This is a genomic window from Ructibacterium sp. SJQ-7, assembly GCF_054696575.1.
On sequence record NZ_CP195193.1, the window covers coordinates 803,109 to 821,658 of the forward strand.

Annotated in this window: 13 protein-coding genes; 1 reads left to right on the forward strand and 12 read right to left on the reverse strand. The window is 39.6% G+C overall.

Going from position 1 to position 18,550, the window contains the following annotated elements; genetic code table 11:
- Positions 1-2: 2 nt before the first annotated feature.
- Positions 3-353, forward strand: coding sequence for a winged helix-turn-helix transcriptional regulator (locus ACSAMO_RS03520; protein ID WP_022230194.1), 351 nt, complete (start codon positions 3-5; stop codon positions 351-353).
- A 54-nt stretch (positions 354-407) separates the two neighbouring features.
- Here the strand turns inward: ACSAMO_RS03520 and lysA are convergent, their stop codons facing one another.
- The 12 genes from lysA to ACSAMO_RS03580 all read right to left on the reverse strand — a co-directional run bounded on the left by lysA (position 408) and on the right by ACSAMO_RS03580 (position 18,500).
- A complete protein-coding gene (lysA, locus tag ACSAMO_RS03525; protein ID WP_147513614.1) occupies positions 408-1,709 on the reverse strand; it encodes a diaminopimelate decarboxylase in 1,302 nt (433 codons plus the stop codon).
- A 26-nt stretch (positions 1,710-1,735) separates the two neighbouring features.
- Positions 1,736-3,007 carry an ATP-dependent Clp protease ATP-binding subunit ClpX gene (gene clpX, locus ACSAMO_RS03530; protein WP_022230192.1) on the reverse strand — a complete coding sequence of 424 codons (1,272 nt, stop codon included), beginning with the start codon at positions 3,005-3,007 and terminating at the stop codon, positions 1,736-1,738.
- Between the two features lie 14 nt (positions 3,008-3,021).
- The gene (clpP, locus tag ACSAMO_RS03535) at positions 3,022-3,618 is read right to left on the reverse strand and encodes an ATP-dependent Clp endopeptidase proteolytic subunit ClpP (RefSeq protein ID WP_117964894.1); all 597 of its coding nucleotides are present in this window, start codon (positions 3,616-3,618) and stop codon (positions 3,022-3,024) included.
- A 29-nt stretch (positions 3,619-3,647) separates the two neighbouring features.
- The gene (tig, locus tag ACSAMO_RS03540; RefSeq protein WP_499209867.1) at positions 3,648-4,934 is read right to left on the reverse strand and encodes a trigger factor; all 1,287 of its coding nucleotides are present in this window, start codon (positions 4,932-4,934) and stop codon (positions 3,648-3,650) included.
- A 168-nt stretch (positions 4,935-5,102) separates the two neighbouring features.
- Entirely contained in the window at positions 5,103-6,074 is a 972-nt protein-coding gene (gene bioB, locus ACSAMO_RS03545; RefSeq protein WP_117964896.1) for a biotin synthase BioB, read from the reverse strand.
- A 130-nt stretch (positions 6,075-6,204) separates the two neighbouring features.
- The gene (locus ACSAMO_RS03550) at positions 6,205-6,426 is read right to left on the reverse strand and encodes a YdbC family protein (protein WP_022230188.1); all 222 of its coding nucleotides are present in this window, start codon (positions 6,424-6,426) and stop codon (positions 6,205-6,207) included.
- Between the two features lie 15 nt (positions 6,427-6,441).
- Positions 6,442-7,830 (reverse strand): family 4 glycosyl hydrolase, encoded by a 1,389-nt coding sequence (locus ACSAMO_RS03555; protein WP_499209868.1) that lies wholly within the window; start codon positions 7,828-7,830, stop codon positions 6,442-6,444.
- 114 nt (positions 7,831-7,944) lie between these two features.
- Positions 7,945-8,988, reverse strand: coding sequence for an N-acetylmuramoyl-L-alanine amidase family protein (locus tag ACSAMO_RS03560; RefSeq protein ID WP_412274223.1), 1,044 nt, complete (start codon positions 8,986-8,988; stop codon positions 7,945-7,947).
- The gene (locus ACSAMO_RS03565; protein WP_412274225.1) at positions 8,981-10,549 is read right to left on the reverse strand and encodes a sensor domain-containing diguanylate cyclase; all 1,569 of its coding nucleotides are present in this window, start codon (positions 10,547-10,549) and stop codon (positions 8,981-8,983) included. Before ACSAMO_RS03565 ends, ACSAMO_RS03560 begins: the two co-directional genes overlap by 8 nt.
- A 344-nt stretch (positions 10,550-10,893) precedes the next feature.
- Positions 10,894-12,348: a glutamate synthase subunit beta gene (locus ACSAMO_RS03570; RefSeq protein WP_117964906.1), complete on the reverse strand. Its 1,455-nt coding sequence runs from the start codon at positions 12,346-12,348 to the stop codon at positions 10,894-10,896.
- Positions 12,349-12,415: 67 nt separating this feature from the next.
- A complete protein-coding gene (gene gltB, locus ACSAMO_RS03575) occupies positions 12,416-17,113 on the reverse strand; it encodes a glutamate synthase large subunit (protein WP_499209869.1) in 4,698 nt (1,565 codons plus the stop codon).
- 175 nt (positions 17,114-17,288) lie between these two features.
- On the reverse strand, positions 17,289-18,500 hold the full coding sequence (locus ACSAMO_RS03580; RefSeq protein ID WP_117964912.1) for an LL-diaminopimelate aminotransferase: 1,212 nt from the start codon (positions 18,498-18,500) through the stop codon (positions 17,289-17,291).
- Between the last annotated feature and the right edge of the window lie 50 nt (positions 18,501-18,550).

An 18,550-nucleotide genomic window follows, 5' to 3' on the forward strand; every position in this document is an offset into this window, starting at 1 on the left:
ATATGAACCACGATTATATATGCCCTGTTGAGGCAACACTTGAAATAGTGGGCGGAAAATACAAGCCACTTATATTATGGCACTTATCGGGTAAAACATTACGTTTCGGGCAATTACAAAAATTGCTTTCATCTGCAACGCCGAAAATGCTTACAAAACAGCTACGCGAGCTTGAAAATGACGGACTGATTGCACGAAAAGTTTATCCCGTAGTTCCGCCGAAAGTGGAATATTCACTTACGCCGCTCGGAACAAGTTTTATTCCTATATTATCAAGCATTTGCGATTGGGGAAATAATTATTTAAAGGCAAACAACATTTGTCCTAACTGTTCTATGACAAAACAAAAATAACAAAAAGGAGCTGATTTCAGCTCCTTTTTGTGTCAGTTTAATTAAACCAATATATTAAAGAACGTCGTTCTTTATAAGGTCCTCATATGATTCACGCTTTACAACTACCTTAGCTTTACCGTCCGAAACAGCAACAACTGCCGCTCTCGGAATTCTGTTATAATTGCTTGCCATTGAATAGTTATAAGCACCTGTTGCAAGAACTGCCAAAGTATCTCCGACTTTGATTTCCGGCATCATCGCATCTTTAAGCAAAATATCTCCGGATTCACAGCACTTACCCGCTACTGTAACCTTTTCGGTACGTTCGGCATTTGCGTTGTTCGCAACAACCGCTTCATACTCTGATTCGTAAAGTATATATCTTGGGTTATCACCCATACCGCCGTCTACCGACACATACTTTCTCACATTCTTAATATCCTTAATTCCGCCTACTGTATAAAGCGTAATACCCGCCGGCGCAATAATTGAACGACCCGGCTCCATAAGAATGAACGGTAGTTTGACTCCTCTTTTTTCTGCAGTAGCCTTAACAACCTCTGAAACGTGCTGAATATATTCATCATACGGTACAGGATCGTCATTTTCGGTATACATAATACCGTATCCGCCACCAAGGTTAAGATTATCAATTTCAAGACCAAGCTTGTCCTTTAAGTCGCCTACAAAGTTCATCATTATTTCAGCCGCTTTACAGAACGGTTCAATATCAAAAATTTGTGAACCGATGTGGCAGTGAACACCGTTTACTTTTACGTTAGACATTTTACTTGCTTTTTCAATAATTTCAAATGCTTCGCCATTTTCAAGTGCAACACCGAACTTTGAATCAATTTGACCTGTTTGAATAAAGCTGTGAGTATGAGCGTCAACACCGGGTTTGATTCTGAACATTATGTTCTGAACAACACCGTATTTCTTAGCAGTTTCGTTAAGTGCTTCAAGTTCATAAATATTATCAACTATGATATTACCAACTTTATTTTTAACTGCAAGCTCAATTTCATCAGCAGTTTTATTATTGCCGTGAAAATAGACTTTATCCATAGGAAAATCTGCCTTTATCGCCGTATAAAGCTCGCCGCCCGATACAACGTCAATACCCAAACCTTCTTCTTTAACAAGTCTGCAAGTGAAAAGTGAGCAGAAAGCCTTGTTTGCATAAAGGACAAGTCCGTTTCCTCCGTAATATTTATCCATCGCGTTTTTATAAACACGACAATTTTTTCTTATTAAATCCTCATCTAATACATATAGCGGAGTTCCAAACTCCTTTGCAAGTTCAACAGTATCATTTTTACCAATAACAAGATGATTTTTCTCGTTTACTGTCAAATCTTCTGATACAAACATTCTTTCTCACACCTTCCTAAAGTTTCTTAACCCTGAGTTCCGTCAGGCTCTAAATTTTCTTTGAGTTTCTTCGTTTCCTTAGTTTCGTGTATAATCTTAGGTTCTTTTAAATCTGTTATACACTTCTTTGTTATGATAACGGTTTTTATACTGTCATCGGACGGCACTTCAAACATAATGTCAGACATTGCCTCCTCGATAATTGAACGAAGTCCTCTCGCACCTGTATTTCTTTCAATCGCTTTATCAGCGATTGCCTCTATCGCGTCATCTTCAAATTCAAGCTTTACACCGTCAAATGCAAACAAGGCTTTATACTGCTTTATAAGTGCATTTTTCGGTTCTGTAAGAATTGTAATAAGCGTTTTTCTGTCAAGTTTATCAAGTCTTGCAAAAACAGGAAGTCTGCCTATAAATTCAGGAATCAATCCGAATTTAAGCAAATCCTGCGGTATAAGTTTACCCAGCAATTCATTGATGTTAGACTCTTTCTTGCTTGAAATCTGTGCACCAAATCCCAAACCTTGCTTACCTGTTCTTGAGCCGATAATCTTTTCGATACCGTCAAAAGCACCGCCGCATATAAACAAAATATTCGTTGTATCAATCTGAATAAGTTCTTGGTGCGGATGTTTTCTTCCGCCCTGCGGAGGAACTGACGCAACAGTACCCTCAAGCACTTTCAAAAGTGCCTGCTGAACACCTTCACCGCTAACGTCACGCGTAATTGACGGATTTTCGGATTTTCGTGCAATTTTATCAATTTCGTCAATATATATAATTCCGCGTTCCGCAGCGTCAATATCGTAATCAGCCGCTTGAATAAGTTTTAACAATATATTTTCAACGTCCTCGCCGACATAGCCCGCCTCAGTAAGAGAAGTAGCGTCAGCTATGGCAAAAGGTACATTAAGTATCTTTGCAAGATTTTGTACAAGGAACGTCTTACCGCTGCCTGTCGGGCCTATCATAAGTATATTACTCTTTTGAAGTTCCACATCGTCAGCCATATCAGAATGTTCTATTCTCTTGTAATGATTATATACCGCTACCGACAAAATTTTCTTTGCGTCCTCCTGTCCGACAACATATTCATCAAGAAAAGCCTTTATTTCCTTCGGCTTAGGCAGTTCAGTAGCCGTAAATCCGCCCTTATGCTCAAATTCACCGTCAAGTATACTGTTGCACATATCTATACATTCGTTACAGATATATACCCCCGGTCCCGACAAAAGCTTATCTACTTCTTGTTCAGTTTTTCCGCAGAATGAACATCTGAAATGTTTATTTTCGTCCATATATTTATACTCCTTTATTTAGAGGCTTTTACAATAACCTCGTCAATAAGGCCGTATTCCTTAGCCTCTTGAGCAGTCATAAAGTTATCACGCTCTGTATCCTCACAAAGCTTTTCGTAAGTTTGTCCCGTACGCTCTGCAAGAATTTCATTCATCTTCTTCTTTGTATTAACAAGATGATCTGTGTATATTTTAATATCAGTTGTCTGACCGCTAAGTCCGCCGCCGGCAATAAGAGGTTGATGTATCATAACCTCACTGTTCGGCAAAGCAAATCTCTTGCCTTTTTCACCGGCCGCAAGCAAGAATGCACCCATACTTGCCGCCATACCGATACAAATTGTAGATACGTCACACTTTATATACTGCATTGTGTCGTAAATTGCCATACCTGCAGTAATCGAGCCGCCCGGGCTGTCGATATAAAGCTGAATATCTTTATCAGGATCCTTTGCTTCAAGATATAAAAGCTGTGCCACAACAAGACTTGCCGTTGCGTCAGTTACCTGATCTGCCAAGAATATAATTCTGTCCTCAAGCAGTCTTGAATAAATATCGTATGAACGTTCGCCTCTGTTGGTCTGTTCAACGACCATTGGTACTAATGCCATACTATTCATCCCTTTCCGAAATTATGAAATTATTTTACCTGTGCATTGTTTACAATCATAGTGATTGTCTTTTGAATTTCAAGGTCTTTCTTAATGCTTTCCTTTTCAGCGTCACCAAGAAGTTCCTTAAGCTTGTCAAGTTCCATATTGTACTTCTTTGACATATCTACAAGTTCAAGTTCAACTTCTTCAGGACCTGCTTCGATTCCTTCAACCTTTTGAATTGCCTCAAGAACAAGCGAACCGCTTAGCTGTTTCTTAGCCTGTTCAGCGAATTGAGCTCTTAGAGCGTCCATTGTCATACCTGTATATTGCATATACATATCAAGGTTCATACCTTGGTATGAAAGTCTTTGAGCGAAATCTCTTACACTGTTGTCGATTTGAGTTTCAACCATAGCGTCAGGAAGATCGAACTCAGCATTTTCAATAACCTTGTCGATAACTGCATTTTCAGTTTCAACCTTAGCTTTGTTTTCAGCAGCCTCTTCAAGCTTTTTACGAACGTCTGCTCTGAATTCGTCCATTGTATCAAATTCACTTACTTCACTTGCGAAATCGTCATCAAGTTCAGGAAGTTCACGTTTCTTGATTTCCTTAACCTTTACTTTAAATACTGCGTCCTTACCTGCAAGGTTTTCTGCATGATATTCTTCAGGGAAAGTAACCTTAACGTCAACATCAGCGTCAGTTTCAGCACCTACAAGCTGATCTTCAAATCCAGGAATGAATGTACCCGAACCGATTTCAAGTTCGTAGTCTTCGCCCTTGCCGCCTTCAAATGCAACATCGTCTACAAAGCCTTCAAAGTCGATAACTGCGATATCGCCGTTTTCGATTGCTCTGTCGTCAACTGTGATAAGTCTTGCATTCTTCTTTTGTGTAGCCTCGATATCCTTATCTACATCTTCATCTGTTACAGTATGGTCAATTTTTTCCACTTCTATACCTTTGTAATCGCCAAGCTTAACTTCCGGCTTAGTTGTAACAAGTGCTGTAAATACTACAGGCTCACCCTTTTTGATTTCTTCAACGTCAATTTCAGGTCTTGCAACTGATTCAACACCTGATTCCTTTAGAGCTTCGTCATAAGCCTGCGGAAGTACGCTGTTAATAGCTTCATCATAGAATACAGCCTCTGTATAATACTTTTCGATAATCTTTCTTGGAGCTTTGCCTTTTCTGTAACCAGGTACGTTAAACTTCTTTACATTCTTTTTGTACACCTGATTAATTGCCTTGTCAAAATCCTCTGCACTTACTTCAAATGTAAGTTTTACAAGGTTTTTTTCGATTTGTTCATTTTTCACTGCCATAGTGATAATATCCTCCTTCTGTGTCCTATTACAGACATATTAACATAGCGTATATTATATCACTTATTTTCTTATATTTCAATCTTTTTTTTAATTCTTTACAACTTTTTCATAATTACATAACTTTTAAATATCGTTTTAGTATATTTTTACCCATTTTCGTATAAATTACTTAACTTCGTCTAACAATCCGGCAGTAAAACCAAGCGATTTTATAAGCTGCATATCCGACATTACCGTTTCGCCTGTTGTTGTAAGCATATCGCCCGATATAGCGGCATTTGCACCGGATTCAAAACAAGATTTTCCGCCGTCGTCAAGAAGTATTCTTCCTCCTGCAAGTCTGATTGCGGCTGACGGATTTATAAATCTGAATATCGCACATATGCGACGCATATCGTCCTTTGTAAGTTTTTTATTATTTTCGTATGGTGTTCCTTTTATCGGATTTAACATATTTACGGGCATTGAACTTACACCGAGATTTCTAACCTCAAATGCCATATCAATTCTGTCCTCCATACTTTCGCCAAGTCCGGCAATACCGCCGCTGCACACAGAAAGTCCGGCTTTTTTAGCGGCTTTGATTGCATTTATTTTATCGTCATATGTATGCGTTGTACAGACGTTTGGAAAATAATTTCTTGAACTTTCAAGATTGTTGTGTACACGCGTTAAGCCTGCGTCTTTTAGTCGCTTAAACTGTTCTTCGTTCAAAAGTCCGAGTGATGCACAGACTGATATATCGCTTATTTTTCTTATTTCTTTGATAATTTCACAGACTTTGTCAACTTCACTGTCAGACAGTCTTTTTCCCGATGCGACAAGTGAAAAACGCTTAATACCCTTGTCCGCACTCTTTTTAGCCGCATTTACTACCGTTTCCTTGTCAAGCAACGGATATTCCTCAACATTGGTGCAGTGAAACGCCGATTGTGCACAATACTTGCAGTCCTCACTGCATCTTCCGCTTTTTGCATTTATTATTGTACATATGTCAAATACATTGTCACAAAACTTTTCACGAATTTCATCAGCCGCTTTACAAAGCTCATCAATCGGTGCGTCTATAAGGCTCATTGCCTCATCTTTTGTTATCATTTCTCCCGAAAATATTTTGTTCTTTAATTCTTCAATCATTTTTCTCAAAACCTTTCCTATTGTTTATGTAGGAATTATATCACTTCTTATTTATATTGTCAACTATATAAATATACTTTAGTTTACAATCAATACAAATAAATACACCGCTAAAAAGCGGTGCATTTATTTATAAATTCATATCAATTAAAATATCTCTTAAATTTTTCAATTCTTCATTTGTAAAAGTAAGACCTTTACCCATTTTTTCATGTTCCGGTGCCCAATCACGCAAATCAAATTTAGGGTTTGCACCGTTCCACGAAACTATATTAAGCTCCTTTGTCCAACCTTTACTGCTCTCGGATACCGTTCCGATATGTTCTTTTATTTCAAACTTCAATTCAGCCATTATTTCTCCTCCGATTTAGAAATACATTTTCAAATATTCTTTTGTATTGTCGACCATTTCGTCAAACAATTTTCTTGCATCACTAACCGAAATACACATATTAGGGTCAGCTGCAAATGCGTTAAATACACCGTCAAGGTCACGATTTAAAGCACAATCGACAACTTGTTCCTGTTCACCGCACACACGGCTTATAAGCGGATAAATTGTCTGCGGAATATTTCCGGCAAATACAGGATTTAACAAATTTGCTCTGAAACAAGCGTTCGTTTCTACAACCGCACCGATAGGCAAGTTAGGAATTTGACCGTAATTCGGTATATTAACATTCGTAACAAGGTCGCCAAGTCCAAGCAATGCTCTTATCTGCTGTACACCCTCTTCGCCTGTTTCCTTTAATTCAAACTTTTCTTCACCGCTGTAAAGTCTTTCACTTCTTTCAAGACGTTTCTCAAGGTCGTCTTTTCTCCACGAAACAGGAGTTAATGCAAATCCCCACTTTTCAACGGTTTCTTTGTCTTTCAAATACCAATCACCCGGACAAAATTCAGCCAAATGTCTGTCCCCTGCCGCGGCGATACTTCCGTATCTTAAAAACAAGTCAATCTTAACTTTCTCACTGCATGAGAAATACTTATTCATCCAGTTTTCATCTGACTTCTTCACAAAGCCGTTATCTTTGTATTTCTCCGCAAATTCACGGTATACAGGGAAAATATCTATATCCTTGTACTGTGCCTTTGTAAGCCAAGTAAAGTGATTTACTCCGACAACATTAACTTTAATATCCTCACGTTTTACGTCTTTTATACCTTTAATATCTTCAAGTGCATTTACAAGCAGTTTTTGTGTACCGAACACTTCGTGACAACAGCCGAACGCCTTAATTTCAGGGAACACCTTATACAAAGTCTTTACGCACATTGTCATAGGGTTTGTGTAGTTGATTACCCATGCGTCAGGGCAATATTTTTTTATATTCTCTGCGATTTCTTCAAACATCGGAATTGTTCTTAACGCTCTCAAAATTCCGCCCGGACCTGCCGTATCGCCGACTGATTGATATATATTGTATTTTTCCGGTGTATGTACATCGCTTTCCATTTCATCGAATGTACCCGGTAAAATGGATATAACAACAAAATCCGCACCCTCAAGAGCCTCTTTTTCAGTTTCAACGGCTTTGTACTTCCACTGTGACTTACAGCCTTCTATATCCTTTATGCCGTTGCCTATCTTTTCGTTTTTCTTTGCCGCCTTTAAATCTATATCGTAAAGATAAACAGTACCGCACATATCCTCACACACCGCAAGGTCGCTCATAAATCCCCACGCCCAACCGCGTGAACCGCCGCCGATATAAGCGATTTTTATATCCTCGTATTTATTGTTACCGTATTTCATTTTTCTGTCCTCCGCTTTAATTTTATGACTTAATTATACCACTGATTTTCAACTTAAACAACAACAATATTGCTCCAAATCAAAAATGTACTGCCTAAACAGTACATTTTTTGCTTAATTATTTTTCAAATATTCGTCTACACCCTCAGCGATAGCCTTACCGATTTCATCACTTGACGACTGCAATATCGACAAGTCTGAGCTGTCGTAAAAACCTATTTCCATATAAGCAATCGGAACAGGGCATTTATTGAACAATATCAAATAAGGTGTATTTATAGGCGAATTTTGCGAAAGTCCCGTTGCCGCCGCAACTTTTTGATTTATGATATTACCCATTTCATTGGACTTTTCGACAAAGTCACTGCCTATAAATTTCTGTTCGTAATCCGTACCCAAAGCTATGTATGAAGTTCCACGACCGCCTCCTGCATTTGAGTGGATACAAACATATGCCGCAGCATCGGGATTTGACGTTGTATCATTATTAGGGAAACAATACGATACACGCTTGTCCATTGACGGATTTTGTTCGTTTGACGTTCTCGTCATACGAACTTCATAACCCATTTGTTCAAGATACTTTTGTGTCGCCAAGGCATTGTCAAGATTGATTTGCGGTTCTGTATCTCTGTCGGCATTACCCATTGAATACCAACACGACGCGTTTTCAGGCGACAAGCCTGTACAACCACTGCCATGACAATTTTCGCCGAATGTGCCGTTTTTATAGTGTCGCCATTCGCCCCAATTACCTTTTGACTCGTTATATTCATAACCTTCGGCTGTTTTTTCGTCAGATGTCATTTCAGATGATGACTTACCGTGTCCGGCGTCAAGTACGATTACCTTTTTACCTGCTCCGGATTGACTTTTACCCGCTGTAACATCATCTATCCCCAACGTATCAGCCGCCGTCTTTACTGCATTACTTTCACCTGTTGCACCGTCACCGTCATTTTTAACTTCTTCTGTCGACTGCGGTGCAAACGTAGGCATTTGCATTTCCGCAAGTTTGGTTTCGGTATCAAGGCGTTGCTTTTCCATATTACTTTTTTGTATATTCACTCCGCATATTACAGCTATACAAAAAACTATCGACACCGCCAAAAACACTGCCGCCCCTCTTAAACAGACTTTAAGTCTTTTATCACTCATAATCATCCCTGCGTCCTTTCTTTGTAAGACGTTTATCTCTGTACATTTCCGCGTCGGCTCTTGCGACAAGATTTTCAAAAGTCGTATCACCCTCCGTATACAACGATACACCCCTTGCAAAATCCAAATTCACATTATTTTCTTCATTGTATTTTACTCTGCACTTCTCAATGCGTTTAAGCACTTTTTCTATGCCGTCATCGGTAATGTCGTGAATCAACACTACAAATTCATCGCCGCCGATTCTGTATATCTTACCTTCATTTCCGACTGCCTCACGAAGTACTGTCGCAATACCTCTTATAAGAACATCTCCGGCACTGTGTCCCATTGTATCGTTAGCACGTTTAAGATTGTTTAAATCAATAGATATACAAGCCGGTCTGTTGTTGCCGATACATTCGTTTATATCGTTTTCAAAAGACAGTCTGTTGTTAAGCTCGGTAAGTCCGTCCGTAAATGCAAGATGTTCGTAAACCTCCGCTTTAAGGTGACTTCTGCTTTTTGCCATATACTGTCGTATCGTCCGTATTACCTGCATTAATACAAATATATACAGCCCCATTGAGAAGAAATATATCGTTTTGTCATCGCTGATCCGATACAATCTCACTATATCAATAATACTTCCTACAATCGGGAACATAATTGATATCAACATATATTGTATACTCTTCTTTTTGTAAAAAATAATCATTGTTGATAAAATCAATATCCCGAATAAGCCGATAAGAATATGCGTTACAAACAACATCATCTTATAATCGATTTTTAATACAAAATTCAAAAACGTCTGTACGAGCACATTCAAAACAAATATGCATGACATTGAGGTATACAATTTTTTAATAACGCCATCCACGTTAGTTCGTATAAATAACGATACAGCTACACTGATAAGCATTAATGACGTAAATTCAAAATAATACGGCAGATACCCGTTAGGTGCAATAATATGCGACACTTTAAACTGACAGGCAAGATATATGCCGCATATCACGGAAATCATACCAAGGTAAAACATTTTACCGCTCTCGTCATCCTCATACTCACTGCACCGTATTATTATTGCCAACAGCAAGAGTACAAAACCGAATATTATAATTAATACAGCTGTAATAACTTCCGACTGCTCGGATTTTAATATATGCCATACTATATCCGACCTGGTGCCTATCATCATAGGTGCAACGGAATACTGTATATGATCTCCCAAAAGAGGTCGTATTTCTAATTTTATCGTTTTTCCGTTTAAATCTTTTCCGATTCTGACAAGCCTAAGCTGTGTACCCATAGTTTTTGAAAAACCGTTTTGAGGAGTGGTCAAATCAAAAAGCTTTGTGTCATCCACATAAACGGTATAATCAAAATACCTCGACATAACCATTAAATACTGCGAATCATCAAACACATTCACTTTGTCAATCTTCTTCGTCAATACAATCGGTTCTCCCGTATATTTAAACCCACAAGGTAAAATCACTTTTGAATTATCTTTTTCAACGGTCCACGTCTTCAAAGTTGCAAATTCATCTTCCGAAAGTATTTTGCATTTGTACATATCTCCTTTTAGATACACAAACAAACCTATAAAACAAATAATAAACACAAGAATCAGAAACATATATTTACTGTTGAGTTTTCTTAGCTTATTCATAGTTTTCATTCCATTCTATCATATTAGATAAAACCGTTTTGGTTTTGTCTACTTTAAACACTCAAAAATTACATCGTAAGATACGATTTTTGGAGCTGTTGGCATTATGTCGACAGTCTCTCTATATATGTATTAATTTTATTTTACCATTTTCTATATGGAATTTCAAGAGAAAAACTGTGTATTTTAAAAAACGCATTAAAAAAACAGACAAAATCGCAAGAATTTTGTCTGTTTTCGCGTATTACTTATTTCATCAGGAATTTATCCACTGCGTCAGCCGCCTGTCTGCCCTCTCTGATTGCCCATACAACAAGACTCTGACCTCTGCGACAGTCACCTGCCGCAAACACGCCTCTAAGACTTGTCTTGTGGTCCTCTTCCTTGGCAAGAATGTTGCTTCTTCCGTCAACATCAAGAGTAAGCTGTTTTAAAAGTTCCTGTTCAGGTCCTAAAAATCCCATTGCAATAAGAACAAGTTCGCAAGGTCTTACCTGTTCAGTACCCTTAACAGGAACAGGAGCACCTGTTGACCAATCAACCTCAACGGTATGAACAGCCTTTACATTGCCCATATCGTCACCCTCGATTTTTGTAACCGTTGTAAGATACTCTCTTGGGTCTTTGCCGTAAAGCTCGATAGCCTCCTCTTGACCGTAATCAGTCTTTTTGATTCTCGGCCACTCCGGCCACGGATTATTCGGCATTCTTTCCTCTGAAAGTTCAGGCATAATTTCAAGCTGTGTAACGCTTTTGCAGCCATGTCTGATTGATGTACCCACGCAGTCTGTACCCGTATCACCGCCGCCGACAACAATTACGTTTTTGCCTTCGGCACTTATGAACATTCTGTCCTCAAGATTTGAGTCAAGCAAACTCTTTGTATTAGCCTTAAGGAAATCAACCGCATAATGCACACCCTTTAAGTCCGCACCTTCGCAAGTAAGCATTCTCGGTTTTGTCGAACCTGTGCAAAGTACAACCGCGTCAAATTCATTTACAAGTTTAACAGCCGGATAATTTTTACCGATTTCGGTGTCAAGTTTAAATACAACGCCCTCTTTTTCCATAAGTTCAACTCTGCGGTTTACGACTTTCTTGTCAAGTTTCATATTCGGAATACCGTACATCAAAAGTCCGCCCGCTCTGTCGGCTCTTTCAAATACAGTAACTCTGTGACCCATTTGATTAAGCTGGTCTGCGCAAGCCAATCCCGACGGACCGCTGCCGACTACCGCGACACGTTTTTCAGTTGACTTTTCAGGTAATCTCGGCTTTACTTTATTCTCCGCAAACATTGTATCTATAATATGGCACTCAATATTTCTAATCGTAACGGCAGGGTCGTGCATACCGAGTGTACAAGAACCCTCGCAAAGTGCCGGACATACTCTGCCTGTAAATTCAGGGAAGTTGTTTGTAAGCGAAAGACGTCTGTATGCCTCGTCCATATCACCTCTGTATACAAGGTCGTTCCATTCCGGTATAAGGTTATTTAAAGGACAGCCGATTGACGTTCTTCCGATTTGCTTACCTGTGTGACAAAACGGTACACCGCAGTCCATACATCTTGCACCTTGAAGCTGCAGCTGAGCAAGGTCAAAATGTGTATGGAATTCGTCCCAATCTTTCATTCTTTCCTTTGGAGGTCTGTCCTTAGGAAGTTGTCTTTGATATTCTAAAAATCCTGTTGGTTTTCCCATGATTTTAAATCCTTTCTGTAAGAGTTACCGTTCGGACTGTATAAGTCCGAACGATATATCAAACTTATTACGCTATTTCTACTTTTTTGCCCGTTACATTTTCAAATGCAATAAGCATTGCCTCATCTCTGTCTGTTCCCTTTTCAAGTTCTTCATCAAGAACAGTTATAACTTTCTTATAGTCGTTCGGAATTACCTTAACAAAATTCTTTACTTCTTCCGACCAGTTATTAAGCATATTTTCCGCAACGTCACTGCCCGTATATTTAACGTGATTTTCAAGCATTTCCTTTAGCTTTGCAATATCCTTCTCTGACAATGTTTCAAGTCCCACAAGTTCCTTGTTACAGTTTTTGTCAAGTGAACCGTCCTTGTTATATACATATGCAATACCGCCGGACATACCTGCCGCAAAGTTTCTGCCTGTCTTACCGATTACGGCAACACAACCGCCTGTCATATATTCACAGCCATGGTCGCCGATACCCTCGACAACCGCAGTCATACCCGAATTTCTTACGCAGAAACGTTCGCCTGCCGTACCTCTGATATATGCCTCACCTTTAATAGCACCGTAGAATGCAACATTACCGATAATAACGTTTTCACTCGGAACAAATTTAGCCTCTTTACGCGGTACAACAATTATCTTACCGCCGGAAAGACCTTTACCGATATAGTCGTTACTGTCACCCTCAAGTTTCATTGTAACGCCCGGTGCCAAGAATGCACCGAAACTCTGACCTGCACTTCCGACAAAGTTCAATTTAATGCTGTCTTCAGGAAGTCCTTCCTCTCCGTGTGCTCTTGCGATTTCAGATGAAAGAATTGTACCTGTTACACGATTGATATTTGTGATTTCAAGTTTTGCCTCAATCTTCTTACCGTCTTTAATCGCCGGTTCGCAAAGTTTCAATAATGTGTTCATATCAAGAGTTTTGTAAAGCTCGTGATCCTGCATTTCATTATGGTATCTCTCATAATCGTTTGAACAGATTTTCGGTTGATACAATAGTGATGACAAATCTACTTCTTTTGCTTTCCAGTTACCCGAAACAGTCTTTTGGCTGAGTCTTTCAACGTGACCAATCATTTCGTCAACAGTCTTAACACCGATTTTAGCCATCCACTCTCTCAAATCCTGTGCGATAAAACGCATAAAGTTCTCAACAAATTCAGGCTTACCGCAGAAACGCTTTCTCAATTTAGGATTTTGTGTGGCAACACCGACAGGACAAGTATCAAGGTTACATACTCTCATCATTACACAACCGATTGAGATTAGCGGACCTGTCGCAAAACCAAATTCCTCTGCTCCCAAAAGTGCCGCTACCGCAACGTCACGACCTGTCAAAAGTTTACCGTCTGTTTCGATTACAACTCTGTTTCTTAGATTGTTCATCAAAAGTGCCTGATGTGTTTCGGCAACGCCAAGTTCCCAAGGCAAACCTGCATGACGCACACTTGTCTTTGGTGCGGCACCTGTACCGCCGTCATAGCCCGATACCAAAATAACATCTGCTCTGCCCTTTGCAACACCGACTGCAATAGTACCGACACCTGCTTCAGAAACAAGTTTAACTGTTACTCTTGCGTCACGGTTTGCATTTTTAAGGTCATGAATTAGCTGTGCCAAATCTTCGATTGAATATATATCGTGATGCGGAGGTGGCGAAATCAAACCGACACCCGGAGTTGAATGTCTTGCCTTTGCAATCCAAGGATATACTTTACCGCCCGGAAGATGTCCGCCCTCACCCGGTTTAGCACCTTGTGCCATTTTAATCTGAATTTCTTTTGCATTCTGCAAGTAATGAATATGAACACCGAAACGTCCCGATGCAACTTGCTTAATAGCACTGCTGCGGCTGTCACCGTTTTCATCAGGAATATATCTTTCAGGGTTTTCACCGCCCTCACCGCTGTTTGACTTACCGCCAAGTCTGTTCATTGCGATTGCAAGACATTCGTGTGCTTCCTGTGAAATTGAACCGTATGACATAGCACCGGTCTTGAAACGCTTAACAATGCTTTCCACGCTTTCAACCTGATCTATTGCGATTGGCTTATCAATCGTCTTAATATCAAGCATACCGCGAATTGTGCATTGATGTTGCTGATGTTCGTCCATTTCCTTTGCATATTCTTTATAAAGCTTGTAGTTACCTGTACGACAAGCCATTTGTAATTTGTAGATTGACTCAGGGTTGAACATATGGTATTCGCCCTTTGCTCTCCACTTATAGTCACCGCCTGTTTTAAGTGCCTTTTTACCGTTTACTTTATCAAAAGCCTCTGCGTGTCTTAAAAGCACTTCCTTTTGGATATGCTCAATACCCATACCGCCTATTCTTGTTGTTGTACCTGTAAAGTATTTGTTTACAACGCTTTCCGATATACCAAGTGCTTCAAATATCTGTGCGCCTTGATATGACTGAATTGTTGAGATACCCATTTTAGACATAATCTTAACAATACCCTTTGTACAAGCCTTGTTAAATCTCTTTACGCCGTCCTCATATGAATATTCAAGAAGTTTTTCGTCCGAAAGCTCCTTAATAGCCTCATATGCCATATACGGATTGATACCGTTCACGCCGTAACCTACAAGACATGCGAAATGGTGTACTTCTCTCGGCTCACCCGATTCAAGAACGATAGATACTTTCATTCTTGTACCTTTTCTGATAAGGTGATGATGAAGTCCGGATGCAACAAGAAGTGCAGGAATAGGTGCTTTATCCTTATCTACTCCCTTATCCGAAAGTATGATTATGTTGTATCCGTTTTCGATTGCTATATCAGCCGCCTCGAATATTGTATCCATGGCGGTTTCCATATCGTTTTCCTGTTTTACGTTAAACAATGACGGAATTGTTATTGACTTAAATCCTTCAAGGTCAATGTTTCTTAATTTTGCAAGTTCTTCGTTTGTTAAAATAGGGCTTAATGCTCTGACCTTACGACAGTTCAATTCAGATGATGTCAAAAGGTTTTGTTCACAACCGAAAAGTGTGTATGTTGAAGTAACAATCTGCTCACGAATTGCGTCAATAGGAGGGTTTGTTACCTGTGCAAACAGTTGTTTGAAGTAGTTATACAAAAGTTGCGGTTTTTCCGACAATACCGCAAGCGGAATATCCGCACCCATTGCACCGATTGGATCGTCAGCTTTTTCAACGATTGATTTAATCGTTGTGTTGACATCCTCCCAAGTATAGCCGAATGCCTTTTGACGTGTAAGCAATGAAAGTTTATCGTCACTGTTTTCACGATTTACAAACATATTTTCAAGAACGATAAAGTTCTTCAAAAGCAAATGTTCGTTGACATTGCCTTTTGCGTTGTCCTTTAATTTATGCACCAAATCGTGCCATGTGTCTCCCTTTTTATCTGTATTAAGAGGAAGCTTGTCAAGCTCAACAAGGGTTTTCTTTACCCACTCTGCATACGGCTTGTGAAGTGCCTCTTCCTTTTTGATTTCTTCGTCTGAAATAATCTTGCCCTTTTCTGTATCGATAAGGAGCATTTTACCCGGATGCAGACGTTCTTTCTTTATAATAGTAGACTCGTCAACATCTGTTACACCGACTTCAGATGAAAGAATAATCATATCGTCAGAGGTCAAATAGTAACGAGCAGGTCTTAAGCCGTTTCTGTCAAGCGTTGCACCGACATAACGTCCGTCTGTAAATGCAACAGCCGCCGGGCCGTCCCAAGGCTCTGTGATACATGAGTGATACTCATAAAATGCTTTCATTGCAGGGTCCATATCCGCATTATTTTCCCAAGGTTCAGGAATTGTCATCATTACGGCTCTCGGAAGTGAGAATCCAGAAAGATGTAGGAACTGCAAATAGTTATCAAGCATTGCGGAGTCAGAACCGTCCTCATTGATAACAGGTAAAATCTTATCCATATCACCCTCAAATTCAGGTGTTGCGAACATTCTTTCTCTTGCCTTAACCCAGTTTACATTACCGCGGATAGTGTTGATTTCGCCGTTATGGATAATGTATCTGTTCGGATGTGCTCTTTCCCATGACGGGAATGTATTGGTTGAGAAACGTGAGTGCACAAGTGCGATTGCCGTTTCCATATCCACATCTTTAAGGTCAAGGTAAAATTCATTAACTTGATCAGGTGTAAGCATACCTTTATATACAACCGTTCTTGCAGATAGTGATGCGAAATAGAAATAGTTGTCAAGACCGCTCTTTCTGATTTCCTTTTCCGCAAGCTTGCCGATAATATAAAGCTTTCTTTCAAACGAATCTGCATCAAGGCTTTCGTCACCTTTGCCGATAAACACCTGCACGATATGCGGCATTGCCTCTCTGGCACTGTTACCGATACATACGTCATAAACAGGCACTTCTCTTATACCGAGAAGTTTCTGCTTTTCACCGTCAATAATCTTTGTAAGTCTTTCAAGACTTTCTTCTCTTGTATCCTTATCCGGCGATAAAAACAGCATACCAACGCCGTAATCACCCTTTTTAGGTAGCTTAATCCCTTCATTTTTACAAACCTTTTTCATGAAGGCATGAGGCATTTGAATTAAAATACCGGCACCGTCACCTGTATCAGGCTCACTGCCGACACCGCCTCTGTGTGCAAGGTTTTTCAATATCTGAATTGCCTGATTAATAATGCCGTGAGAAGTTTTTCCTTTGATATTTGCAATAAAACCGATTCCGCAGGCATCATGCTCAAATTGCGGGTCATAAAGGCCCTGTTTTTCGGGTAATCCATTATACTCCATTTTTTTCAATCCTTTCGCTGTATTCCGCCGAACAAAAAAGACGTTTCAATCAGAACATACCAATCCATAAATTGATATGTACCGATCGAAACGCCTTTGTTTCGTCAAAAAATTATTTTGTTATCCTGTGTAAACTTATTATAGCACATTATTTTTATTTTGTCTACTAAATATTTTACAAAATTGCTTTGATTTTTTCCATTGCTTTTATGGTATTTTCCTTAGTTGAGAATGCTGTAAATCTTACATATCCCTCACCGCTCGGTCCAAAACCCGAACCCGGTGTTGTTACAACGCCTGTTTCTTCAAGTAATTTATCAAAGAAATCCCATGATTTCATACCGTTCGGTGTCTTTGCCCAGATGTACGGAGCATTCACACCGCCGTAAACCGTAAAGCCTGCCTCTGTAAGCGATTCGCGGATAATTTTCGCATTTTCAAGATAATATGCAACAGCCTCTCTTGTCTGTTTATATCCCTCGTCTGTATAAACAGCCTCTGCCGCACGTTGAATTACATATGGTACACCGTTAAACTTTGTGCATTGACGTCTGTTCCACAATCCGTTAAGTTCAACTCCGTCAACCTTTAATTCGTGCGGTACAACAGTGTATGCACATCTTGTACCCGTAAATCCAGCTGTCTTTGAAAAGCTTCTGAATTCAATCGCAACTTCTTTTGCACCCTCAATTTCATAAATGCTGTGCGGTACGTCAGGGTCTGTAATAAATGCCTCATACGCACTGTCGTAAAGAATAACCGCATCATTCTTCTTTGCATATTCAACCCACGGTTTAAGCTGTTCTCTTGTTGCCGCAACACCGATTGGGTTATTTGGGAAACAAAGATAAATTATATCAACCTTTTCTTCCGGAAGTTGTGGCATAAATCCGTTTTCTTCCTTGCAAGGCATATATACAAGATTATTCCATTTACCGTCTGTAAAGTCACCCGCTCTGCCTGCCATAGCATTCGTATCAACGTATACCGGATAAACAGGGTCACACACTGCAACTTTATTGTCAACAGAGAAAATATCACCAATATTTCCGCAGTCTGATTTTGCACCGTCTGAAACGAATATTTCATCAGCCTTTACGTCAATACCTCTTGCCGCATAATCCTTTTCAACAATCTTGTTTCTCAAGAAATCATAACCTTGCTCAGGACCGTAGCCGTGAAATCCCTCTGCCGTACCCATTTCGTCAACTGCCTTGTGCATTGCCTCAATTACCGCAGGAGCCAACGGCTTTGTAACGTCGCCTATGCTCATCTTGATAACTTCTTTGTCTGGATTTGCCTCTGTATATGCAGCCGCCTTTTTTGCGACTGTTGAGAATAAGTAACTTCCCGGTAGTTTTAAATAATTGTCATTTACCTTTGCCATTTTTATTTGTTCCTTTCTGTTCTATGTTCAAATTTATCAGTTTGGAGCTG

Excerpts from the sequence above, each read along its gene's own strand:
- ACSAMO_RS03520 (WP_022230194.1), top strand. The coding sequence starts at position 3 with ATGAACCACGATTATATATGCCCTGTTGAGGCAACACTTGAAATAGTG.
- lysA (WP_147513614.1), bottom strand. The coding sequence starts at position 1,709 with ATGTTTGTATCAGAAGATTTGACAGTAAACGAGAAAAATCATCTTGTT.
- clpX (WP_022230192.1), bottom strand. The coding sequence starts at position 3,007 with ATGGACGAAAATAAACATTTCAGATGTTCATTCTGCGGAAAAACTGAA.
- clpP (WP_117964894.1), bottom strand. The coding sequence starts at position 3,618 with ATGGCATTAGTACCAATGGTCGTTGAACAGACCAACAGAGGCGAACGT.
- tig (WP_499209867.1), bottom strand. The coding sequence starts at position 4,934 with ATGGCAGTGAAAAATGAACAAATCGAAAAAAACCTTGTAAAACTTACA.
- bioB (WP_117964896.1), bottom strand. The coding sequence starts at position 6,074 with ATGATTGAAGAATTAAAGAACAAAATATTTTCGGGAGAAATGATAACA.
- ACSAMO_RS03550 (WP_022230188.1), bottom strand. The coding sequence starts at position 6,426 with ATGGCTGAATTGAAGTTTGAAATAAAAGAACATATCGGAACGGTATCC.
- ACSAMO_RS03555 (WP_499209868.1), bottom strand. The coding sequence starts at position 7,830 with ATGAAATACGGTAACAATAAATACGAGGATATAAAAATCGCTTATATC.
- ACSAMO_RS03560 (WP_412274223.1), bottom strand. The coding sequence starts at position 8,988 with ATGAGTGATAAAAGACTTAAAGTCTGTTTAAGAGGGGCGGCAGTGTTT.
- ACSAMO_RS03565 (WP_412274225.1), bottom strand. The coding sequence starts at position 10,549 with ATGTACAAATGCAAAATACTTTCGGAAGATGAATTTGCAACTTTGAAG.
- ACSAMO_RS03570 (WP_117964906.1), bottom strand. The coding sequence starts at position 12,348 with ATGGGAAAACCAACAGGATTTTTAGAATATCAAAGACAACTTCCTAAG.
- gltB (WP_499209869.1), bottom strand. The coding sequence starts at position 17,113 with ATGGAGTATAATGGATTACCCGAAAAACAGGGCCTTTATGACCCGCAA.
- ACSAMO_RS03580 (WP_117964912.1), bottom strand. The coding sequence starts at position 18,500 with ATGGCAAAGGTAAATGACAATTATTTAAAACTACCGGGAAGTTACTTA.